Genomic DNA, 21,504 nt, shown 5'->3' with positions numbered 1-21,504 from the left:
GGGGAAGGCTGCACGGTTCATCTGAACGACGGATTCGGCCGGGAGCGGCCCCTTGCGGCTGCCCCGGGGCGAGCATCCTGATGTGTCATTATCCGTCGATCGCGGACGCATGGTTGGCGTGGCGCGGAAGGGGCAAGGTTCCGCATCGCTGCCCTACTCCGCCTTCGCCCCCGAAATCCGGACCTGTTCCGCTGCTGTCGGCATCTGTTTCTTCACAAAAGTCCAGAACTCGTCCACGCCCATCGGCTTAACCGGCAACGAACCCTGTTCGGCGAACTGCCGTTGCAGGGCAGGGTCGCGTAGCGCCTGCGTCAACGCTTCATTGAGCCGCTCCAGCGCGGGGCGGGGCGTGCCGGCCGGCGCGACCAGGCCGTACCAGGAATCGGTGTAGAAGCCCTTCAGTCCGGCTTCGTCGAAGGTAGGTACATCGGGCAGCGCGGGCAGGCGCTGATGCGCGCCCACGGCCAGCGCACGGACCTTGCCGGAGCGGATGAAGGGCAGCGCGCCCGTGGTGATGATGAAGTCGACGCGGCCGGCCATCAGGTCCGTCATGGCGGGCGCCGTGCCCTTGAAGGGGATGTGCGCGATGTCCACGCCGGCGAGTTTCTTGAAAACTGCGCCCGCCAGGTGCTGGCTCGATCCGACGCCGCCGGAGCCGTAGTTCAACTGGCCGGGCTGGGCGCGTGCCTTGTCGACCAGGTCGCGTACCGAGCGCAGCGGTGAGTCGCGCGGCACCAGCAGCACGCTAGGCGACGTGGTGATCAGCCCGATCGGCGCGAAGTCCTTGATCGGATCGTGGTTCAAGCGGCTGTAAAGTGCGGAGTTCAGGCCATGCGAAGCCACGGTGGCCAGCATGATGGTGCTGCCGTCGGGGCGCGCGCGGGCAGCTACGTCGGTGCCGATATTGCCGCCCGCACCGGCGCGGTTGTCGATCAAGATCGTCTGTCCCAGCGCCTTCGACATGTGCGCCGCCGCCAGTCGCGCCACAGCGTCGGACGGGCCGCCTGCGGGCCAGCCGACGATCATCGTGACCGGCCCCGGCGGCAGCGGCGCCTGCGCGGATGCCAAAGCGGATGAGACCAGGGCGGCGCCAATTGCCAGCGCCGCCAGCCAGCTTACTTTTCCTGCCATGGCATCTCCTTCCAGAGCTGGCGGAAGCCTGCATCGCCGCGTTCGAGTTCGGCGGCATACGCGGCGGGCGCCAGATAGCGCAGCGGGGCATACATGGCGTCGGCCTGCTGGCGGAACTGCGAATCGGCGGCCACGCGTGCCATGGCGTCGACGAGCTTCTTGCGCACCGGCTCCGGCAAGCCTTTCGGTGCGGCCAAGCCGCGCAGCGAGGCCAATTCGATGCCGAAGCCCTGCTCACGGAACGTGGGGACGTTTGGCGCAAGCACGGCACGTGTCATGCTCATCTGTCCCAGGAACCTGATCGGCGTGCCGCCCTTCTGGAACGCCAACGCCTCGCCCACGTTGATGGCGCCGATAGTGATCTGCTGGCTGGCCAGGGCCGCGCGGACTTCTCCGGCGCCCTTGTAGCCCACATGGGTCAGCTTCACGCCCGACGCCCTCTCGAACAGCAGCATCGCAAGGTGGTCGTCCGAACCCACCCCGGTGGTGCCCACGGTCACATGGCCCGGATTTGCCTTAGCGTACGTCACCAGCGACGCCAACGAATCAATAGCATTGCTGTTGTTCACGGTGAAGCCGCCCGGATCGTCCACGAGGTTGCCGATCAGGTCATAGCTCCTCCATGTGAACGTGGTCTTGCGTTCGAGCGGAATCGTCAGGAGGTTCGGCGTGTTGATGAAGCCGATCGTGTAGCCGTCGGGCGTGGCGCGCGCCAGTTCTGCAAAGCCGATGGCACCGCCGGCGCCTGGCTTGTTCTGGACCACGATGGTGGCGCCGAGCTGCTTTTCCAGGTGCCGGGCCAGCAGTCGTGCGACCAGGTCGGTGCCGCCGCCAGGCGCGTAGGCCACGATCATTTCGATCGGGCGGCTCGGATAGGGCGCCTCGGCATGGGCTGCACCGGGAGTTGTGGCGCCAATCGTGCCAAAGGCGAGAGCGAATGCGGCAGCCAGGCGCGGGGGAAAGCGCCGACGCCGAAGGTCGGGAGTGCGATGCATGTTGTGTCTCCTCGCCAGCCCTCGATGGGGGCGACGTATTGTTGGTTCAAACGTTGCGTCGGTCGCGCCTAGCCCATCGCTGCCTGCAGTGCGGCCTCGACACGCTGGCGCGCGCGCGGCCACACCTCGGGGTTCACCAGGCGCTCGGGCCGGGCGCCAGTCGCCAGCAGCTCGACGATTTGCGTGGCGGCCAGCGTGGCGTTCCTGCGGCGGGCCTCATGCGTGACGCCTGCCGTGTGGAACGTAGCGACCACGTTCTCCAGTGCAAGCAGCGGATGGTCGTGCGGCGGCGGCTCCTGGTCCCACACGTCGAGCCCTGCCCCAGCAAGATGGCCGCTTGCCAGCGCCGCGTACAGCACGTGCTCGTCGTGGATGCCCCCGCGGGCCGTGCTGATGAAGATGGAGCCGGGCCGCATCGCGGCAAACGCGGCGGCGTCCATCATGCCCAGCGTGGTGGCATCGCGCGGGCAGTGCAGCGATACCACGTCGGCGGTGCGCAGCAGTTCGTCGAACGACACCCGTTGCGCGCCGCGTGCGGCCATTTCTTCCCTATCGAATGCTGGATCACAGCCGATGACACGCATGCCGAAAGCCCGGCCCAAGGCCGCCGTCCGGCGTCCGGCGTGCCCCACACCCACGAGTCCGAGCGTGCGACCGCGGAGCTCCTGGCCCATCAGGTCCTCGCGGCTCGCCGTGGTGTTCGTGCGCATGCGCCTGTCGGACTCGGGAATGCGGCGCAGCACGGCCAGCATGAGGCCCAGCGCCATCTCGGCCACCGAGTCGGCGTTGCCGCCGGCCTGGTTCATCACCGCCACGCCAGCGGCGGTGCAGGCGTCGATGTCGATGGTGTCGCAGCCTGAGCCGCTGGACGACACCGCCACCAAAGCCGGGCAGCGCGACAGCAGGTCCGCGTTGACAAACCAGCGGCGCGGAATCTCGTCCTTGGCCGCCGTGATCTGGTAGACCAGCGCCCTGGCCAGTTGCGCCCAGGCTGCGTCATCGGCGCCTTCGCGCGCGCAGGTGTGCAGCGTCACGCCGGGCGCGTCGCTGACGATGCGATCAAAAGACGGATCCAGCCAATAGTCGAACCGCACCACCAAATGGTTTGCGCGCGTGGGGAGTGTGGGCGCGTTCACAGCACTCCCTTGTCGCGTAGCGAACGCTCCACCCAGCTACGGTCGGCGCGGCCTTGTGAGATCGATTCGAGCACGGCCGCCTCGGTACGTTGCACCTCTTCCACGCGCGCGGCGATCGATTCGGCTTCCTCGGCGGGCACCACCAGCAGGCCGTCCCCATCGCCGATGACCAGGTCGCCCGGGCGCACAACCATCCCGTCGATGCAGACCGTGATGTGCAACTCGCCAGGGCCGTCCTTGTAAGGGCCTCGATGCGACACGCCGCGCGCATAGACTGGAAGCGGTTCCTTGCCGATCGTGTCGCTGTCGCGGATCAGGCCGTCGATGACAAAGCCCGCCGCGCCGCGCGCCATCGCCAGCGCCAGCATGATCTCGCCGATGATGGCATTGGGTCCGGCCCCGCCGGCGTCCACCACGATCACATCGCCAGGCTCCGAGATGTCGATGGCCTTGTGCACCATCAGGTTGTCGCCGGGCCGCGTGCGGACGGTCAGCGCGCGGCCCACCAGCGGGCCTTCACGGCGGTGAAAAGGGCGCAACTGCGTGGTGCCGATGGTCCGGCTCATGGCGTCGCTAACATTAGCCACCGGAAAGCTCTTGAAACGCTCGAGGAGCGCGTTGCTGACAGTGGGCGCGGGCCGGGCGTGGATTCGGAAGCCGTGAGGCGTGGTCATCGGGATGTCTCCTGTGTTGGCCAGTGCGTTGGCGTGTTGGAATTGGGGGCGGGATGGTGCTCACGCCCATGGGCGCTGGATGCAGGCCGGGCCGATGTCGGCCACGCGGATCAGTCCGAGCATGGCCATGTCGCGCGAGATCTCGGCCTGCATCAGTGCGATGCCGTGCGACACGCCTGCGCCGGACGCCACCGTCGCCGCATAGGCGAACGGCCGCCCGACGAACACGCAGCGCGCACCGAGCGCGAGCGCCTTGATCACGTCGGTCCCACGGCGCACGCCGCTGTCGAGCATCACGGGCAGGTTTGGCACGGCGTCGACGATTTCCGGCAGGGCACGGATTGGCGCGATGGCGCCATCGAGCTGCCGGCCGCCATGGTTCGAAACGATGATGCCGTCCACGCCGTGCTGGCGTGCCAGCAGCGCGTCTTCGGCAGTCAGGATGCCCTTTATGACGAGCGGGCCCTTCCAGCGACGCCGGATCGTTTTTAGGTGAGCCCACGTGAAATGCGCCCGATCGGAAAAGTCCCGCTCGACATTGGGCGACAAAATTGGTGCGCCGCGATGGGCGTAGGCATTCTCGAAGTGCGGCACCCCATGTCGCACCAGTGTGCGCGTGAAGGTGCCAAGCAGCCAGCGCGGGTGCGTGATGCCTTGCCAGGCCAGTGCAAGGCTTGGCCGAAACGGCGTGGAGAAGCCCGCGCGCAGGTTGTTCTCGCGATTGCCGGCCACCGGCGTATCGACGGTGACCACCAGCGTCTCTACACGAGCCGACTGGACGCGCGACAACAGCCCGTCGATCTGGGCCGTGTCGCCTGGCAAATAGGCCTGGAACCATGTGCCCGGCTCTGCTTCCATGACCTCTTCCAGCCGGATCAGTGAAGAGCCGCTCATGATGGCCGGCACCCCGGCGTGGCGGGCGGCCTGCGCCAGCACAATGTCGCCGCGATAGGCGAACAACGCGCAGATTCCCATCGGCGCAATGCCGAACGGTGCAGCATAGTGCCGCCCAAACAGTTCGATGCCCAGGTCGCGCGCGGCCACACCGGCCAGCACGCGCGGCCGCAGCGCCATCTCTTCGAACGCGCGCCGGTTCTGCGCCAGGGAAACACTGTCTTCGACCGCCCCGCTTACGTAGGCGTACAGCGGTCTGGGCAAGCGGCGATGCGCGAGCGCTTCGAAGTCGTTCAGCGCCAGCACCCGCCTTCTCAGCCACGCGACATCGCATACCGCCGAAGCAGCTTGTTGCGGCGCAGCGGAAGCGCCAAGGGTGGCTTCCGGGCTGGGGGCTGTGGCCTGTGGGGCGCCATTGGCGGGGGCAACTGACATGTAGGGGAACAGAACGCTGTGATCTCGCCCCAAATCTAGCAATCGCGACACAACGAGAAAAGCGAAAAATAACGAAGATATAATTTCGCTTTTTGGAAACATTCACAGCCGCTGCCGGCCGCCACCTCATGACCCTCAAGCAACTGGAAGCGTTTTACTGGGCCGCCACCTGCGTCAACTTCTCCGTGGCTGCAGAGCGGGTGCACCTGTCGGTGTCGTCACTGTCCAAGCGGGTGGCCGAGCTCGAAGCATCGCTGGGCGTGCAGTTGTTCAACCGGAGCGGCAGGCGCGCAGAGCTGACCGCGCAGGGAGAGCAGATGCTGCCTCAGATTCGTGAACTGCTGCGCGCTGCCGCAGAGTTGGAGCAATCGGCTGGGCAGCGCTACGGGCTGATGGGACGTTGCCGCGTCGGGCTGGGCGAGCTGAGCGGCCTGACATGGTTGCCGAAGCTGGTGCGCGAAGTATCGGCCCGCCATCCTGGCCTGTTGCTGGAGCCTTATCTCAATATCGGCCAGGTGCTCGAGCAGCGTCTGCACGATGGCGAACTGGACCTGGCGGTGCTAGCTGGGCCCTCCACGCGCAGCAGCCTTGCGGCCGAGCGGATCAGTCAGGTAGATTTCGCGTGGGTGGCCAGTCAGTCGTTTCTTGAAGAGGCCAGTACGGAGGATCCCCGGGCGTTGATGCGCGAGCATGTGCTGCTGACCTTGCCGGTGGGCGCGGGCGGTACGCGGGTCCTCGATCAATGGCTGGCGTGCCGGGGGCTGATGGTGAACCGGCGGCTCATGTGCAACAGCTGGGGCGCGGTCGTCGGCATGGTCGCTGAAGGGCTTGGCTTTGCGTTCATGCCCGAGCAATGGGCACAGGCGCTTGCGGCGCGCGGCGTGTTGAAGATCCTGCCGGGCAGCGATGCGCTGGAGCCGCTGCACTATGCCGTGCAATGGCGTCGCGACGACGCCCGCGTGCTGATTTCAACCATGCGCGACATTATCAAGGGCGTAATAGATTTCCAGGCTCCACGTTGCCTGGTCTAGGCGACTTAGATCGTCGTTTGTGATGGAGATCGGGTTGAATAGCAGAAGATCGGCACTCGCAACAGGGCACGACCGTGCATCAGCGCACGCTCGGTTCTGGGCGAAAATCCACGGAATCGGGTATTCCGCAGAGACGGGGCAGGCGCTTCAGTGGCGTTCTCATACTTATGGATGATGTCTCGCCCGGGCGATCTGCACCAGAATTACCAAGGTCTTACCCGCAACGACTACCGGTCGTCACCCGAGGGAGTTCCGCCATGAGGGTATCTAGTTCTGGGGTTGCGGTCCTGGCGCTCGTTCTCGCCGGATGCGTCACGAACCAAAGCGTGCCGGGCAATGCGCAGGCATTGCGTACGGAAAGCTGCAAGGGCACGTCAGAACAGGACATTGCGGCGTTGTTTGACCGGTGGAATCAGTCGCTGCAAACAGGCGATCCGCACAAGGTGTCCGCCAACTACGCGGAGCGCTCAATTCTCCTTCCCACGCTATCCAACAAGCCTCGCGTGACGGTCGCAGAGAAAGTGGACTACTTCCATCACTTTCTAGAAGATCGGCCGTCCGGAAAGATTGACTTCCGCATCATTGAGCTCGGGTGCAATTCAGCGGTTGATGCCGGGCTCTACACATTCACCTTCGCACGAACCGGAGCCGTCGCTCAGGCTCGCTACACCTATACCTATCGCTGGGACGGCGCGCAATGGCTGATCACAAGTCACCATTCGTCGGTCATGCCGGAAAAGTGACATAAGGACGATGCCGGGCATATTCTCAGGGTGCGGAGCGCTCAGCGCACTCCCTGATGCGCATCATGTATGGACCTCTGTTTTCGTATGGTCCACGCGTCTCGGTGCGCTCGCAAGCCGCTTGCCTATCACGGTAATCGTTCAAGGCGGCAGCGGTAGCGTCTCGGAAACCCTGAGTCCGCTGACTGAGTTCGGCGGCGGACGAGGCGTTGCCACTCCGTGCTTGCGAAGCCAACGCCCTCAGGGTGGGGTCGATCCGGGTGGTGAAAAGCCCCACGCATCGCTACGTGGGGCTTTCCCTGCAATCAACTACCTTTTACTGCCAACCCAAGATCACACCGGCACGTCCTTCATCGGATCCGGCTTGCGGTTATCGAACCAGCGGTACAGCGTAGGCACCATCACCAGCGTCAGCAGGGTCGAGGTGATCAGCCCGCCGATCACCACCACGGCCAGCGGGCGCTGGACTTCGGAGCCCGGGCCGGTGGAGAACAGGAAGGGCACCAGCCCCAGCATGGCGATGGTGGCCGTCATCATCACCGGGCGGAAACGCTGGGTCGCGCCCTGGATCACCGCCTGGTCCAGCGACAAGCCGGAATCGCGCAGCGTGCGGATGTACGACACCAGCACCACCCCGTTGAGCACGGCCATGCCCCATAGCGCGATAAAGCCCACCGATGCCGGCACCGACAAGTACTCGCCGGTGACGAACAGGCCGATGATGCCACCGATGGAGGCAAACGGCAGCACGGTGATGATCAGCGTGGCGAAGCGCACGGACTTGAACAGCAGGAACAACAGGAAGAAGATCGCGGCGATGGTGACCGGCACGATGATCTTCAGGTGGCCCATGGCACGCTCCATGTTCTGGAACTGGCCGCCCCACTCCAGGTAGTAGCCTTCCGGCAGCTTGACCTTGCTGTCGGCCGCCTGCTGCAACTCGGCGACGAAGCCGCCAAGGTCGCGGTCCTTCACGTTGATCATCACCACCACGCGGCGCTTGGCCATTTCGCGGCTGATCTGCGCGGGGCCGTCGGTGACCTCGATCTTGGCCACGCTTTGCAGCGGCACCTGCGCGCCGTTGGGCGTGGCCACCAGCAGCTGGCGGATGGCCTGCACGTTGTCGCGGAACTCCTCGGGCAGGCGCACTGCCGCGGCAAAGCGGCGCTCGCCTTCGAAAATGTCCGTGGCACGCTTGCCGCCGATGGCGATCTCGATGATGTCGTGGATGTCGGAGGCATTGAGCCCGTAGCGCGCAATGGCCTGGCGGTCGATCTCGATCGACAGGTATTGCTGCCCGGAGATCCGCTCGATGCGGATGTCCTGCGAGCCCTGGATGCCGCCGGCAACCCGCGCGATCTCGCCGGCCAGCTCGCGCAGCTTGTCGAGGTCGTCGCCGAACACCTTCACCGCCACGTCCGAGCGCACGCCGCTGACCATTTCGTCGACGCGGTCGGAAATCGGCTGCGCCATCACGATCTGCACGCCGGGGATGGTCTTGAGCTTCTCGCGGATGGCGTTGGCGATATCGTCCTGGGTCCAGCCGTCGGGCCACTCGTCACGGTCCTTCAGGCTGGCAATCGGCGTCGATTCGTTCTGGCCCTGCGGGTCGGCCGGGCTTTCGCCGCGGCCCACGCCGGACGCCACCGATTTCACGCCAGGCACCGACAACACCAGCTTGTTGGCTTCCATCTCCAGCTTGACCGATTCCTCCAGCGAGATGTTAGGCACGCGGTCCAGCGCCGGCACGATCGAGCCTTCCTTCATCTCGGGGATAAAGGAGGTGCCCAGCAGCGGCACGATGGCGACGGTGGCCATGAACGCCACCACTGCGCCGATCACGGTCTTGCGGCTATTGTCCAGCGCCCAGTGGAGCATGCGCAGGTAGTGGTGCTTCATGAAGGCGATCAGCCAGGTATCGTGCTCCGCGCCGCCCTTGAGCAGGTAGGACGACAACACCGGCGAGAGCGTCAGCGACAGGAACAGCGAGATCGCCAGCGCGATCGAGATGGTGAACGCCAGCGGCGCGAACATCTTGCCTTCCATGCCGGTCAGCGTCATCAGCGGCAGGAACACCAGGATGATGATGCCCACGCCGACGATCACGGGCGTGGCGACTTCCTGCACCGCCTTGACCAGGATCTCGGTCTTGCTCATGCCGCTCTTGTCGCGGTGGCCGAGCCGCTCGAACGCGTTCTCCACCACCACCACCGAGCCGTCGACCATCAAGCCGATGGCGATGGCCAGCCCCCCCAGCGACATCAGGTTGGCCGACAAGCCCACCTGGTTCATCACCATGAAGGTCATCAACGGCGTCAGCACCAGCGTGGCCAGCACGATGACGGACGAGCGCACATCCCCCAGGAACAGGAACAGCACGATCACCACCAGCACCACGCCTTCGAGCAGCACCTTGGTGACCGTCCACAGCGCGGAGTCCACCAGTTCGCTGCGGTCGTAGTACGGCACGATCTGCAGCTTGCCCGGCAGCATGCCGCGCTCGTTGATCTCGGCCACGCGGGCTTTGACGCGGCTGACCACTTCCTTGGCATTGCCGCCGCGCATCATCATCACGATGCCGCCGACCGACTCGGTCTCGCCGTTCTTGACCAGCGCGCCCTGCCGTACCTCGTGGCCGATGGTCACGTTGGCCACATCCCGCACATAGACCGGCGTGCCCGAGACCTCCTTGAGCACGATGCTGCCGATATCCTCCACGCCGCGGGCCAGGCCCACGCCGCGGATCAGGTACTGCTCGGCGTAGTGCGGCAGCACCCCGCCGCCGGAGTTGGCGTTATTGCGCGCGAGCGACTGGTAGACCTGCTGCAGCGTGACCTGGTAGTGCCGCATGCGGTCCGGGTTGACCAGCACCTGGTACTGCCGGACGAAGCCGCCCTGCGAGTTGATTTCCGCCACGCCGGGGATCGAGCGCAACAGCGGGCGCACCACCCAGTCCTGCGCAATGCGGCGCTCGGAGAGCTCTTCGGTCGTGAGCGCGCGGTTGCCGTCGTCGGCGCGGTCCAGCGTGTACTGGTAGACCTCGCCCAGGCCGGTGGAGACCGGGCCGAGCACCGGCGTCACGCCCTCCGGCATGCGGCCCGACACCTCGATCAGGCGCTCCATCACCAGTTGCCGGGCGAAGTAGACGTCCGTCGCATCGGTAAACACCAGCGTGATCAGCGACAGGCCCGCCTTGTTGAGCGAGCGCATCTCTTCCAGGCCGGGCAACCCGGTCATGGCCATTTCCACCGGCACGGTGACAAAGCGCTCCACTTCCTCCGGCGAGCGGCCGGTCGCTTCGGTGGCAATCTGCACCTGCACGTTGGTGACGTCGGGGAAGGCATCCACCGACAGTTTCGTTGCCGCGCGCAGGCCGAAGAAGAACAGCACCACCGCCAGCACGCAAACGACCAGCCGCTGTTTGATGGCGGCTTCCACAAGGGATTTCAGCATGATCGATTAACCCTGTTCCAGGCGCTTGCGCTCGTTGTCGAGGTGGAAGGCACCATCCACCACGATGCGGTCGCCCGCCTTCACCCCGCTTTGCACCACGCGCATGCCGTCGCTCTCGGCGCCCAGCTTGACCTTGACCTGGCGGTACAGGCCGCCGGCCTGCTCCAGGTAGACCAGCTCGTCGTTGCCGTCGCGCACGATGGCGGATTCCGGGATCACCAGTTGCTCGGACGGCGCGCTGGCAATCAGCATGCTGGCCAGCATGGCCGGCTTCAGGCGTCCTTCGCGGTTCTCCAGCTCGGTGCGGACCAGCACGGTGCGCGTTTGCGGATTCACGGTGCGGCCCACGTAGATGAGCTTGCCGGTGATCTGCTTCTGGCCCGCGCCGTTGCCAAGGGATGGCACCTCGATGTCCACGCTCTGGCCCTCGGCCACCAGCGCGGCCTGTTGCTCGGGCACTTCCGCCACCACCCACACGCGCGACAGGTCGGCCACGGTGTAGAGCGCGTCGGCCGGCTGCACCACCTGGCCTTGCGCTACGTTGCGCTCCACCACGGTGCCGCTGATGCTGGAGAACACCGGCGAGTAGGAATCGATGCTGCCGCTCTTGGCGAGTTGCGCCACCGCCGCGGCCGACATGCCAAGCACGCGCAGCTGGTCGCGATAGGCGCGCATCTCGGCCGAGGAAATGGCCAGCTCGCTCTCGCGGCGTTGCAGCTCGCCGCGGCCGATCACGTCGGCGGCGAACAGCTGGCGCGCGCGCTCGGCGTTGCGCACCTGCAGCTCGGTCTGGGCTTCGGCCTTGAGGAAGGCCATCTGGGCCGCGCCCAGCTCGCTGCTATGCAGGCGGGCGAGCACCTGGCCCGCCTTGACCTCCTGGCCCAGGATGCCGTAGAGATCCGTCACGCGGCCGGTCACGCTGGCGCCGATGCGCGCCACGCGCTGCTCGTCGAAATCGATGCGTCCGGACACGCGCAGCACTTCGCTGAAGGGGCTGGTAGCCACCGCGGCCACCTTCAGGGTTTTCTGCAGCGTCTCTTCCGGCTTGACCACGCCGGGCGGCTGCTTGGGCGCCTCGGCGGCGGGCGGCTGCTTGGGCGCCTCGGCGGCGGGCGCGGGTTCGTCGGAGCAGCCAGCCAGGGAAAACAGCAGGGCTGCGGTTGCCGTCAGGGAAAGAAGAAAATGGGGACGCATGCTTATTTGGTTTCCGTAGGTGCCGAGGGAGCCGCGGGTGCGGAAGGTGCGGACGGGGCCATGGGTGCCATGGGTGCCACGGCTTGCCCGGGCACGCTCGACAGCAGCTTTTCGATCTGGATGGTGGCCGCCTGCAGCTCAAACTGGGCGGCAATCAGGTCGCTGCGCGCGCCGCGCAGCACGCGTTGGGCATCGAGGTAATCCAGGATGCCGCGCTCGCCGAAGCGATAAGCCGACTCAGCCACCGCCAGCGCGGACTCGGCCTGGCGCACGATGCCGCCTTCCAGCGCGCTCACTTGCGACTGCGTGATCTCGTACTGGCGGTAGGCCGATTCCAGCTCCTGTGTCAGCTCGAACTCGCGGGCCTCCAGCGCGGTGCGGGCCTGGATCGCCTGCGCGGTCGCCTCGCCCACCGGGCCGCTGCGGCGGTCCCACAGGGGGATGGTGAGGACCAGGCCAACTTGCGAGACCGTGTTGTCCGGCTGGCGCTCGGCGCTGGCGCGCACCGCCAGCTCGGGCAGGCGCAGCGAGCGCTGGTAGTCCACCGCCAGGTTCGCACGGTCCGCTTCCAGGCGGCGCTGGGTCAGCTCGGCGTTGGTCCCGGTCAGGGTGTCGCGCAGCATCGGCAGGGCCGGCAGCGCGGGGGGCTGGCTCAGGCTGCCGGACAGCGAATAGGCCGCCGGCATGGCGCCGCCCACTTGCTGGCGCAGCGCCGCCTTGGCCTGGTTGACGCGCAACTGGGCGCTCTGCAGCGTCTTCTGCGCGCTCAGCAGCTCGGTCGCGGCCTTGATCAGCTCATAGCGCGGCGCTTCGCCCACCTCCACCCGCAGGCGGGCGCGGTCCTGGATCTGCCGCATCATCACCAGGTCTTCCTTGGCCGCGGCCAGCTCCATCTCGCGGCGCAGCACGTCGAAGTACGACGTCTTGACCCGCGCCGCCAGGTCCGCGCGGAACGCCTGGCGGCCGGCTTCGGTGGCCTCCAGGCTGCGCCCGGCAATCTCCGCGCGCAGCTTGCGCTGCTGCGGATAGTCCAGCTTCTGGGTGATGGCCATGGTCGGCGCGGCGCCACCGGTCACGCCGGCGGTGCGCGGCGACAGGCGGCCGTACATGACTTCGACCTGCGGGTTGGGATAGGCGCGCGCGCTGGTGACAGCGGCGCTGGCGGCATCGACGCCGGCCTGCGCCGCCTCCACGCCTTTGTTGGTGGACTGCGAGAGGGACAGCAGTTGCGGCAAGGTGAACGTCTCCACCGCGAGCGCCGGGTAGGCGCCAAGCGACAGCAACGCCACCATGGAAAACATAGTGATCTGTTTGATCTGCATGACAAATGGGGGCAGGCGAAACGGCTGCGCGCCCGCCGCCGGCGCACGCAATGCAGCGCGCGCCAACGGTCAGCCAGCGATCGCGGACGCGATCGGGCCAAGGCGCCCAGGCAATAGGAACGCAGCCCGGGCACGCAAGGCGCGCGCCGGGGTTGCCAGGACTGTCAGATCAGGGAAATGGGGGGCTTGAAGAACGCCGCGGGCAAAGGATGCGGGCGTGCGGGCAGTAGTTGCGCGATCTCGTTGGGAGGCAACGAAACACGCACGGTAGGCAGCGCGAAGAGCGCGCTGGATTCTTCGATCTCGTCGAGCAGGTCGAGGGGGTCGAGCAAGTCAGCGGACCAGATCTCGCAGTAGCCGGGAGGATCGTCCTCCACCACCGCTGCCGCCATCGCTTCGCCCACCAGGCCATCGTCGCCCGGGGCCACGACGCGCTCCAGCTCGGCACTGCCGTCCAGCTCGTCGAGGGCGCGGGAGAACGCCGACTCGGAAATCTGGAATTCGGCGCGAACAGGATCAAATGCAAGCCCCGACATACCGGCGTGCGCGTTCGCTGCTGCCCCGAAGGACAGTGCAGACAAGCACAAAACGGTCAGCAAGAGCAGCAGGGAACGCATGAATTGGGACGACGCAACAAGGGGAAGAACGGCGCGGATAGCGGGAAATCACTGACCCGGCGCAGATGGTGCACCACAGCATTGTAACGCGAGTGTAAGTCATAGACCGCCAAACGCCCGGTGCGTTCCGGTCATGCGTTACAAAAGTTACCAGCGCGGGGACGCGGGTGGCGTGCAGCGTGCGGCGAAACGGGCAGGGTGGCTCAGGCAGCCGCCTCGACCACAGCCACCGCCCTCTGCGCCGCCGGGGACAGCGTGCGTTGGGCCAGATGCACGACCACGAACTCCACGGTCATGGCCGGGCTGCCCACCAGATCGAGTGGCACCAGCTCGCCGGCCTCCAGCTCCGCCTTGAGTGCGCGCGCGGGTGCCAGCAGGACCGCATCGGAATGACCTGCCAGGTGCGTCAGCGCGCGAAAGTCGTTGCACTCCACCTGGAAGGGCAGGCTTTCGCCGGGCCGGCAGCCAAGCAGCCTGCGCAGTTGCCCGTGGCCATACGGGGGCAAGGTTACCGACACGAGCGCAGCCTCGCGCAATTGCGCGGGCGTGACTGGCGCGCGGCTGAGCGGATGACCCGCACGGACATACCAGCCGGAGCGCTCGGGCCGCAATCGCCTTACCTGCAACTCGGCCACCGGCGGAATGGTGCGGCGCTCCGCCACCACGAAATCCAGCGTCTCCGCGTGCAAGGCGGCGAGCAGCGCGGGCGCGCTGTTGACCTCGGCCGTGATGCGCAGCTTCGGCCAGTCGCGGTTCATGGCGCACAGCACCTCGGGCAGCAGGATGGCGGCGGGAAACGGCCCCATCCCCATCTGCACGCTGCCGATCTCATGCTGCTGCACCAGCGTGAGATCGCGCGCCAGGCAGCGCGTCTCGAACAGGATCCGCCGGGCCCGCTCCGCCACCATGCGCCCGGCCGCAGTCAACGCCACGCCGCGCGGGCCGCGATCGAACAGCGGCATGCCGGCCTCGGCTTCCAGCGCCTGGATGCTGCGGGTCAGCGCGGGCTGGCTCAGGTGCACGCGGCGGGCGGCCCCCGCCAGCGAGCCTTCTTCCGCCACCGCGATCAGGTGTTCCAGCCGCTTCAGGTTCAAGATATGCGCTCCATGCATCGCTGGGATAAAAAACTTGCAATTGAATTATAGGTGGCAGTGAACTTCAATAGACGTCCTCTTCGTGTCACCGAGCCTCGCCCATGTCCCGTCGCCGTACCCTTCCCGCCATCCTGGCGCTCGTCGCTTTCCAGGCCGCCACGGCCCAGGCCCAGACCGCCAGCGCGCCTGCCTCGCCCGCCACCGCGCAGGCCAATGCGGCATGGCTCCAGGCGCTGCCCTTCAGTGACCGGCAGGATTTCGAGGATGCGCGGCGCGGGCTGGTGGCGCGCTTCCCCGAGGGCACCATCCGCGGCGCGGACGGCCGCGTGGCGTGGGACTTCAACGCCTACGCCTTCGAGCGCGCCGAAGCCGCGCCGGCGACCGTCAACCCGAGCCTGTGGCGGCTCGCGCAACTCAACAATGAAGCGGGCCTGTTCAAGGTCACCGATCGCCTCTACCAGGTGCGCGGGGCAGACCTGTCGAACATGAACATCATCGAGGGGGACACCGGCATCATCGTGATGGATCCGCTGATCGTGGCCGAGACCGCGCATGCCGCGCTGGAGCTGTATTACGCGCACCGGCCGCGCAAGCCGGTGGTGGCCGTGATCTACACGCACAGCCACGTGGATCACTTCGGCGGCGCCAAGGGCATCGTCAGCGAGGCCGACGTGAGGGCCGGCAAGGTGGCCGTGATCGCGCCGGCGGGATTCATGGAGGAAGCCATCAGCGAGAACGTGCTGGCGGGCAACGCCATGAGCCGGCGCGCGCAGTACATGTATGGCGCCAACCTGCCCCGCAGCGCGACGGGCCAGGTCGACGCCGGGCTGGGCAAGGCCACCTCGCGCGGCACGGTCACGCTGCTGGCGCCCACCGATCTCATCAGCAAGACCATCGACACCCGCCGCGTCGACGGCATCGACATCGAGTTCCAGCTCACGCCCGGAACTGAGGCGCCGGCCGAGATGAACCTCTACTTCCCGCAGCTGCGCACCCTGTGCATCGCGGAGAACGCCGCGCGCACCCAGCACAACATCCTGACCATCCGCGGCGCGCAGGTGCGCGATGCGAAGGCCTGGTCGTTCTATATCGGCCAGGCGCTGGCGCGCTACGGCGAGCGCAGCGACATCCTGATCGCCCAGCACCACTGGCCCACCTGGGGCCAGGCGCGCATCAACGAGTTCCTGTCGGACCAGCGCGACATGTACGCCTACCTCAACGACCAGACGCTGCGCCTGATGAACCATGGCCTCACGCCCATGGACATCGCCGACACGCTGCGCAAGCTGCCCCAGCCGCTGGCCAGCAAATGGTATGCGCGCGACTACTATGGCTCGATCAGCCATAACGTGCGCGCCGTGTACCAGCGCTACTTCGGGTTCTACGATGGCAACCCCGCCCACCTGAATCCGTTGCCGCCGGTGCAAGGCGCCAAGAAGACGATCGAATGGATGGGCGGGCCGGACGCCGTGCTGGCCAAGGCCCGCGAAGCCTACGCGCGCGGCGAATACCGCTGGGTGGCGCAGATCGGCAACGAGCTCGTCTTCGCCGACCCCGGCAACGCCGCGGCCCGCGCGCTGCAGGCCGACGCGCTGGAGCAGCTTGGCTACCAGACCGAGAACGCCACCTGGCGCAACGCTTACCTGAGCGGCGCGCAGGAGCTGCGCAACGGCGTCAAGCGCAGCGCGCCCGGCGGCACCACGTCGCCCGACCTGGTGCGCGCGCTGACCGTGCCGCACTTCTTCGATTACCTGGCGGTGCGCCTGAACGCCGACAAGGCTGCGGGCAAGACCATGACGCTGAACTGGAACTTCACCGACCTGCAAGAGCGCTACGCCATGACGCTGCGCAACAGCGCCCTGACCTACCTGGCCGACTCGCAATCTGCGCAGGCCACGGCAACCATCACGCTGGACAAGGCCACGCTCGACCGCATCAGCCTGAAGCAACTGACGCTGCCGGACGCGATCCGCGATGGCAGCATCCGCATTGACGGCAACCCACAGGCGGTGGCGGCGCTGTTCGGCATGCTGGACAGCTTTGACGGGTCCTTCAGCATTGTCACGCCGCAGGCAGCGCCCTGAGGTGGCGAGCGGGCGCTGGCCAGAGGATCCCGATCTGGAATTTTCTGCTGCCCGGCGCCGCTTCGAAAAACTGCATCAACGCCTGTACCCGCGCCGTGCGGCCCCGCCGCGTGGGCACCAGCAGGGTCACCGGCGCGCTGTCGAACTCCCAGCCAGCACCTGGGCCAGCACCTCTGCCAGCCGCCGGCCTTCGATCTGAATCATTCACTTCAGCTTAACGATTGATGTTCCGGCATTTAACCACGGACCGCATATTCATTCCTACACTGAGGGCTTGCAATGACTTGCTGCGCGGCCGTCCCCCGCCCACCCGCCCACCACAAAAGGAACGCATGGAAACCCTCGACCAATCGCCCGCCCCTGCCTGGCCCCGCGCCGTCCTGTTCGACCTGCTCACCGCGCTGCTGGATTCCTGGACCGTATGGAACGCCGCCGCCGGCTCGGAGGCACAAGGCCGGGCCTGGCGCGCGGAGTACCTGAAACGCACCTACGGCTGCGGCGCCTACGTCCCCTACGAGCAACTGGTGCGCGAGGCGGCCGAGCATGTCGGCCTGCCCGCCAGCGCGCCGGCAGCGCTCGAGGCCGGCTGGGACAACCTCCCCGCGTGGGATGGTGCCCGCGAGCTGCTGCAAACCCTGCGCCCGCATTGCCGCCTGGCGGTGGTCACGAACTGCTCCGAACGGCTGGGGCGGCGCGCCGCGGACTTGCTCGAGATCGACTGGGATGTGGTGGTCACCTCGGAGGCAGCCGGCTTCTACAAGCCGGATCCTCGCCCCTACCAGCTCGCGCTGAAGCAACTCGGCGTGCAGGCGGCGGATGCCACGTTTGTCGCCGGCTCAGGCTACGACATGTTCGGCACCTCGGCCGTCGGGCTGCGCACCTACTGGCACAACCGGGTCGGCCTGGCGCTGCCCGCGGGCGCACCGGCGCCCGAGGCGGAGTTCGCCACCCTGGAGCCGGCGCTGTACTGGCTGCGGTCCTTTCATGCGGCAACCCCATCCCGTCAAGGAGCGTCTGCCATGTCCGGCATTCCGTCGCGCGGCCTGCGCGACGACGTGCCCGCGCTGAAGGCCAAAGGCCAATTCCTGGACTGACTGAACATTTTCAAGAACGCTATGAACATGCCTACCCACACGCTCGCTAGCCTGGAAACACCGGCAGCGGTGATCGACCTCCCCCGCATGCAGCACAACATCCAGCGCATGCAGGCGCGCATGGACGCGCTTGGCGTGCGGTTCCGCCCGCATGCCAAGACCACCAAATGCTCGGCCGTCGTGCAGGCGCAGATCGATGCCGGCGCGCGCGGCATCACCGTTTCCACCCTGAAGGAAGCCGCGCATTTCTTTGCCGATGGCGTCACGGACATTCTCTACGGCGTGGGCATGGTCTCGACCAAGCTGCCCCAGGCCCTGGCGCTGCGCCGCCAGGGCTGCGACCTGAAGATCGTCACCGATAGCGTGGCGTCGGCCGAGGCCATCGTCGCCTTTGGCGCCACGCATGGCGAGGCGTTCGAAGTCTGGATCGAGATCGACACGGATGGCCACCGCTCCGGCATCCGCCCGGATGAAGCCGCGCTGATCGACGTGGCCCGCGTGCTGCACGAGGGCGGCGCCCGCCTGGGCGGCGTGATGACGCACGCCGGCTCCAGCTACGACCTCGATACGCCCGAAGCCCTGGCGGCGATGGCGGAGCAGGAGCGGGCCGGCTGCGTCATGGCGGCCGAACGGCTGCGCGCGGCCGGGCTGCCATGCGCGGTGGTCAGCGTGGGATCGACCCCGACCGCGCTATCCGCAACGAGCCTGGAAGGCGTTACCGAGGTACGTGCGGGCGTCTACGTGTTCTTCGACCTCGTGATGTGCAACGTGGGCGTGTGCGCAACGCAAGACGTGGCGCTGAGCGTGCTGACCACCGTGATCGGGCATCAGGCGGACAAGGGCTGGGCCATCGTCGATGCGGGCTGGATGGCCATGAGCCGCGACCGCGGCACGCAAAAGCAGAAGCGCGATTTCGGCTATGGCCAGGTCTGCGGCATCGACGGCACCGTGCTCCCGGGCTACGTGCTCAGCGGCGCCAACCAGGAACATGGCATCCTGTCGCGGGAAGGCGCGCCCGAGCCGGACATCGTGGCGCGCTTGCCCATCGGCACGGTGCTGCGCATCCTGCCCAATCATGCCTGCGCGACTGGTGCGCAGTTCCCCGAATATCACGCGCTCGCGCAAGACGGCGAGCTCGCTACCTGGAATCGGTTCCATGGATGGTGATCAAACCAACCCCGCTATCGCGGTACGGACGGTCTCCCCCGCCGGGCTATCCGTGCCGGGCGGGCACTACAGCCATGCGACTGTGGCCAATGGCTTCGTGTTCGTATCCGGGCAACTCCCCATCACGCCCGCTGGCGAGAAGCTTGTCGGCGCGCCCTTTGAAGATCAGGCGCGCCAGGTGCTGGCCAATGTGGAAGCGGCGCTGATTGCCGCCGGCAGCGGCATCGACGGGCTGGCGCAGGTACGGGTCTATATGGACGCCATCGAGAACTGGCCGGCATTCAACGCCATCTACGCGGCATGGGCCGGCAATGCACGCCCGGCCCGGACGATCGTGCCGACCGGCCCGCTGCATTTTGGCCTGAAGATCGAGGTGGAAGCCCTGGCGGTCGTGCTGCCAGGCGCATAGCAGCGTCGAGCGAAACCGCCTTGGTGCACACAGGCTTGCGTGAGCGGCGGCACGCGGTAAAAGGTAGCCATGCGCGGCCGATCAATGACTACAATGCAAGGCATCCAATCGAAGGCAACGCGCCCGCCTGCGACGCCAAGTGACGCGGCCGGCAATCGCTGGGAGAACCGCATGAGCAACGATCCGAATCGCTTCAAGCCATTGGACCCGGGCCGGGTCAATACGATGGATGCGCTCGAAATACAGTATTGGTGCGCGCAGCTTAACTGCACCCAATCCGAACTCCAGGAAGCCGTGTCGAACGTGGGCGATCACATTGCCGCTGTCCGGGCCCGCCTGGAGGCGTTGTACCCGGACAAGCGGCATTGACAGGCTTCACGCGCCAATGCGCTGGTGAGGATGCGCGACGCGCAATACGTCCTAAGCGTCCTAAGCGTCCTCAGCGTCCTCAGGCAGGCTGCGGCTGCGTCGCGGCAAAGCTTGGCCGCTCGCGCATCACTGCCTGCGCACGCCGCACGTTGGGGTACTTCTCCAGCAAGGCGGCGCCTTCGGGAAACATGCCGACGTAGGTCACGATTGGCGCGAGGAACAGGTCCGCCATCGACATCGCCGTACCGACCAGGTAATCGCGATTGCCGTAGGCTTCGTCGAACGCGCCTAGCTGCGTGGCTATCTCCGGCAGCGCGGCATCGATCACGGCGCGGTCAGGCTGGCCGTTTTCGCCCTTGGGGAAAATGTACTGCAGTACGTAGCGGCGCACCATGGCGTCGTAGGCATGGCAAATGATCAGGCTGATCCACTGCTCGCAGCGCGCATGGCCACTGGGGCCGGGTTGCCGCGGGAGCAGGCTCGGACCCTCGAAGGCTTCCTCGATATAGGCCAGGATCGCACGGGTCTCATAGAAGGAAATCGGGCCATCGGTGAGCACCGGAATGCGGCCGAACGGGCTATGCGCAAGCACCTCCGGCGAATGCGGCGGCACGGGCTGCAGCTTGTAGGCCACGCCCTTCTCCTCCAGGGCCATGCGCACCGTGCGGCAATAGCTGCTGCGCGGGTCGCCGATCACGGTGACGGAGCCGGCGCTGCCGTCCGGGTCCAGGAAATCGCTGAGGCGATTGAACACCGATTGCCAGCCGCCCATGTGCGAATCGCGCTCGCCCGCCTCGGGAAAGCCGCTGTGGCGCATGTGCAGGTGGGTGCCGCCATCCTTGGCCGTCAGCGTGACTTCAATCAGTGTCTTGATCTCCCGCGGCATCGGGCCGGCTTCCCAGACCCAGGTATAGGCGAGGAAATCCGCCCGGTCGATCGCCTGGTACTCGCCGCCCACGGTGTGCCTGGAACCATCGCGCCCGCCCATCACGATGCGGTACTTGCCGCCGACCCGCGCATCCGCGCTGGCCTCCAGCACGTGCATGCCGCGCGGGCAATGCCACTCGGACAGCGCTGCCTGGCTGGTGAATGCATCGAACACCTTCTCGCGCGGGGCGCGGATGAAGCGGTCCATTTCCAGATGAAAGGTAGCAGCTTGGGTCATGATTTTTTCCCTCGGACTTTGCTTGCGTTGCCGGTGCCTTCGGTGGAGCCCGCCGCATGGGTGCGTTCGACGAACTCGACAAGGCGATCGAGATTGCCCTCCCAATGGCGCCGGTAGGCGCCCAGCCAGTCATGCGCGTCGCGCAGCGCATCCGCGCGCAAATGGCAGATGCGCCAGCGGGCGCTGACCTCCCGCTCGATCAGCCCGGCATCCGCCAGCACGCGCAGGTGCTTGGAGATGGCCGGGGCCGACATGTCGAACGGCCGCGCCAGCTCGCTCACCGGCGCCTCCCCTTCGGCCAGGCGCGCCAGGATGGCGCGGCGCGTGGGATCGGCCAGTGCGGCAAAGATGGTGGTCAGCGGGTCGGTGGAGGATGGCATGGCTTCATTTAACCAATGAGTTAATCGAAAGTCAAGGGCGAAAAACGGGATCGTGCCGGCACGGCTGCGCCGACGCCGTTGCGGGGATCGAACGCATAATGTCCCACTGAACCGGTG

Annotated in this window: 19 protein-coding genes; 7 read left to right on the top strand and 12 right to left on the bottom strand. The window is 66.7% G+C overall.

What is annotated here, in order from left to right:
• Window positions 1-153 precede the first annotated feature (153 nt).
• From ACYP5B_RS01910 to ACYP5B_RS01890, 5 genes are all read right to left on the bottom strand, one after another.
• The gene (locus ACYP5B_RS01910) at window positions 154-1,131 is read right to left on the bottom strand and encodes a Bug family tripartite tricarboxylate transporter substrate binding protein (protein WP_459568336.1); all 978 of its coding nucleotides are present in this window, start codon (window positions 1,129-1,131) and stop codon (window positions 154-156) included.
• Complete coding sequence (locus ACYP5B_RS01905) at window positions 1,116-2,126, bottom strand: tripartite tricarboxylate transporter substrate binding protein (protein ID WP_459568335.1); 1,011 nt, start codon at window positions 2,124-2,126, stop codon at window positions 1,116-1,118. Before ACYP5B_RS01905 ends, ACYP5B_RS01910 begins: the two co-directional genes overlap by 16 nt.
• A 68-nt stretch (window positions 2,127-2,194) precedes the next feature.
• Entirely contained in the window at window positions 2,195-3,262 is a 1,068-nt protein-coding gene (locus ACYP5B_RS01900; RefSeq protein WP_459568334.1) for a hydroxyacid dehydrogenase, read from the bottom strand.
• The gene (locus ACYP5B_RS01895) at window positions 3,259-3,936 is read right to left on the bottom strand and encodes an RraA family protein (protein WP_459568333.1); all 678 of its coding nucleotides are present in this window, start codon (window positions 3,934-3,936) and stop codon (window positions 3,259-3,261) included. Before ACYP5B_RS01895 ends, ACYP5B_RS01900 begins: the two co-directional genes overlap by 4 nt.
• 60 nt (window positions 3,937-3,996) lie before the next feature.
• The gene (locus tag ACYP5B_RS01890) at window positions 3,997-5,265 is read right to left on the bottom strand and encodes an alpha-hydroxy acid oxidase (protein ID WP_459568332.1); all 1,269 of its coding nucleotides are present in this window, start codon (window positions 5,263-5,265) and stop codon (window positions 3,997-3,999) included.
• 128 nt (window positions 5,266-5,393) lie between these two features.
• Here ACYP5B_RS01890 and ACYP5B_RS01885 point away from each other — a divergent pair, with 128 nt between their 5' ends.
• A complete protein-coding gene (locus ACYP5B_RS01885) occupies window positions 5,394-6,296 on the top strand; it encodes a LysR family transcriptional regulator (protein WP_459568331.1) in 903 nt (300 codons plus the stop codon).
• 257 nt (window positions 6,297-6,553) lie between these two features.
• On the top strand, window positions 6,554-7,039 hold the full coding sequence (locus tag ACYP5B_RS01880; RefSeq protein WP_459568330.1) for a nuclear transport factor 2 family protein: 486 nt from the start codon (window positions 6,554-6,556) through the stop codon (window positions 7,037-7,039).
• 333 nt (window positions 7,040-7,372) lie between these two features.
• Here ACYP5B_RS01880 and ACYP5B_RS01875 read toward each other — a convergent pair whose 3' ends face one another.
• The 5 genes from ACYP5B_RS01875 to ACYP5B_RS01855 form a co-directional block, all read right to left on the bottom strand.
• Entirely contained in the window at window positions 7,373-10,492 is a 3,120-nt protein-coding gene (locus ACYP5B_RS01875; RefSeq protein ID WP_459568329.1) for an efflux RND transporter permease subunit, read from the bottom strand.
• 6 nt (window positions 10,493-10,498) lie between these two features.
• Entirely contained in the window at window positions 10,499-11,686 is a 1,188-nt protein-coding gene (locus tag ACYP5B_RS01870; protein WP_459568328.1) for an efflux RND transporter periplasmic adaptor subunit, read from the bottom strand.
• Between the two features lie 2 nt (window positions 11,687-11,688).
• Window positions 11,689-12,978: a TolC family protein gene (locus ACYP5B_RS01865; RefSeq protein ID WP_459568349.1), complete on the bottom strand. Its 1,290-nt coding sequence runs from the start codon at window positions 12,976-12,978 to the stop codon at window positions 11,689-11,691.
• 194 nt (window positions 12,979-13,172) lie between these two features.
• Window positions 13,173-13,625 (bottom strand): cobalt-zinc-cadmium resistance protein, encoded by a 453-nt coding sequence (locus ACYP5B_RS01860; RefSeq protein WP_459568327.1) that lies wholly within the window; start codon window positions 13,623-13,625, stop codon window positions 13,173-13,175.
• Between the two features lie 203 nt (window positions 13,626-13,828).
• Window positions 13,829-14,719, bottom strand: coding sequence for a LysR family transcriptional regulator (locus tag ACYP5B_RS01855; RefSeq protein ID WP_400102652.1), 891 nt, complete (start codon window positions 14,717-14,719; stop codon window positions 13,829-13,831).
• 101 nt (window positions 14,720-14,820) lie between these two features.
• Here ACYP5B_RS01855 and ACYP5B_RS01850 point away from each other — a divergent pair, with 101 nt between their 5' ends.
• The 5 genes from ACYP5B_RS01850 (at window position 14,821) to ACYP5B_RS01830 (ending at window position 19,842) form a co-directional block, all read left to right on the top strand.
• Window positions 14,821-16,803 (top strand): alkyl/aryl-sulfatase, encoded by a 1,983-nt coding sequence (locus ACYP5B_RS01850; RefSeq protein ID WP_459568326.1) that lies wholly within the window; start codon window positions 14,821-14,823, stop codon window positions 16,801-16,803.
• Window positions 16,804-17,135: 332 nt separating this feature from the next.
• Complete coding sequence (locus ACYP5B_RS01845) at window positions 17,136-17,897, top strand: HAD family hydrolase (protein ID WP_459568325.1); 762 nt, start codon at window positions 17,136-17,138, stop codon at window positions 17,895-17,897.
• A gap of 21 nt (window positions 17,898-17,918) precedes the next feature.
• Window positions 17,919-19,064, top strand: a complete 1,146-nt coding sequence (locus ACYP5B_RS01840) for a DSD1 family PLP-dependent enzyme (protein WP_459568324.1) — start codon at window positions 17,919-17,921, stop codon at window positions 19,062-19,064.
• A complete protein-coding gene (locus ACYP5B_RS01835; protein WP_459568323.1) occupies window positions 19,054-19,473 on the top strand; it encodes a RidA family protein in 420 nt (139 codons plus the stop codon). Before ACYP5B_RS01840 ends, ACYP5B_RS01835 begins: the two co-directional genes overlap by 11 nt.
• Window positions 19,474-19,644: 171 nt before the next feature.
• Window positions 19,645-19,842, top strand: a complete 198-nt coding sequence (locus ACYP5B_RS01830; protein WP_318232569.1) for a DUF3606 domain-containing protein — start codon at window positions 19,645-19,647, stop codon at window positions 19,840-19,842.
• A 79-nt stretch (window positions 19,843-19,921) separates the two neighbouring features.
• Here the strand turns inward: ACYP5B_RS01830 and ACYP5B_RS01825 are convergent, their stop codons facing one another.
• Entirely contained in the window at window positions 19,922-21,007 is a 1,086-nt protein-coding gene (locus ACYP5B_RS01825; RefSeq protein WP_459568322.1) for an SRPBCC domain-containing protein, read from the bottom strand.
• Window positions 21,004-21,387, bottom strand: coding sequence for an ArsR/SmtB family transcription factor (locus ACYP5B_RS01820; RefSeq protein ID WP_400102497.1), 384 nt, complete (start codon window positions 21,385-21,387; stop codon window positions 21,004-21,006). Before ACYP5B_RS01820 ends, ACYP5B_RS01825 begins: the two co-directional genes overlap by 4 nt.
• Window positions 21,388-21,504: the final 117 nt, after the last annotated feature.

The sequence above is a fragment of the Cupriavidus sp. 8B genome (assembly GCF_054589115.1).
This window is presented reverse-complemented; position numbering and strand designations above follow the sequence as displayed.

Bases quoted from the DNA above. Each gene is read 5' to 3' on its own strand.
- ACYP5B_RS01910 (WP_459568336.1), bottom strand. From the start codon at position 1,131: ATGGCAGGAAAAGTAAGCTGGCTGGCGGCGCTGGCAATTGGCGCCGCC.
- ACYP5B_RS01905 (WP_459568335.1), bottom strand. From the start codon at position 2,126: ATGCATCGCACTCCCGACCTTCGGCGTCGGCGCTTTCCCCCGCGCCTG.
- ACYP5B_RS01895 (WP_459568333.1), bottom strand. From the start codon at position 3,936: ATGACCACGCCTCACGGCTTCCGAATCCACGCCCGGCCCGCGCCCACT.
- ACYP5B_RS01890 (WP_459568332.1), bottom strand. From the start codon at position 5,265: ATGTCAGTTGCCCCCGCCAATGGCGCCCCACAGGCCACAGCCCCCAGC.
- ACYP5B_RS01885 (WP_459568331.1), top strand. From the start codon at position 5,394: ATGACCCTCAAGCAACTGGAAGCGTTTTACTGGGCCGCCACCTGCGTC.
- ACYP5B_RS01880 (WP_459568330.1), top strand. From the start codon at position 6,554: ATGAGGGTATCTAGTTCTGGGGTTGCGGTCCTGGCGCTCGTTCTCGCC.
- ACYP5B_RS01875 (WP_459568329.1), bottom strand. From the start codon at position 10,492: ATGCTGAAATCCCTTGTGGAAGCCGCCATCAAACAGCGGCTGGTCGTT.
- ACYP5B_RS01870 (WP_459568328.1), bottom strand. From the start codon at position 11,686: ATGCGTCCCCATTTTCTTCTTTCCCTGACGGCAACCGCAGCCCTGCTG.
- ACYP5B_RS01865 (WP_459568349.1), bottom strand. From the start codon at position 12,978: ATGGTGGCGTTGCTGTCGCTTGGCGCCTACCCGGCGCTCGCGGTGGAG.
- ACYP5B_RS01860 (WP_459568327.1), bottom strand. From the start codon at position 13,625: ATGCGTTCCCTGCTGCTCTTGCTGACCGTTTTGTGCTTGTCTGCACTG.
- ACYP5B_RS01850 (WP_459568326.1), top strand. From the start codon at position 14,821: ATGTCCCGTCGCCGTACCCTTCCCGCCATCCTGGCGCTCGTCGCTTTC.
- ACYP5B_RS01845 (WP_459568325.1), top strand. From the start codon at position 17,136: ATGGAAACCCTCGACCAATCGCCCGCCCCTGCCTGGCCCCGCGCCGTC.
- ACYP5B_RS01840 (WP_459568324.1), top strand. From the start codon at position 17,919: ATGAACATGCCTACCCACACGCTCGCTAGCCTGGAAACACCGGCAGCG.
- ACYP5B_RS01835 (WP_459568323.1), top strand. From the start codon at position 19,054: ATGGATGGTGATCAAACCAACCCCGCTATCGCGGTACGGACGGTCTCC.
- ACYP5B_RS01830 (WP_318232569.1), top strand. From the start codon at position 19,645: ATGAGCAACGATCCGAATCGCTTCAAGCCATTGGACCCGGGCCGGGTC.
- ACYP5B_RS01825 (WP_459568322.1), bottom strand. From the start codon at position 21,007: ATGACCCAAGCTGCTACCTTTCATCTGGAAATGGACCGCTTCATCCGC.
- ACYP5B_RS01820 (WP_400102497.1), bottom strand. From the start codon at position 21,387: ATGCCATCCTCCACCGACCCGCTGACCACCATCTTTGCCGCACTGGCC.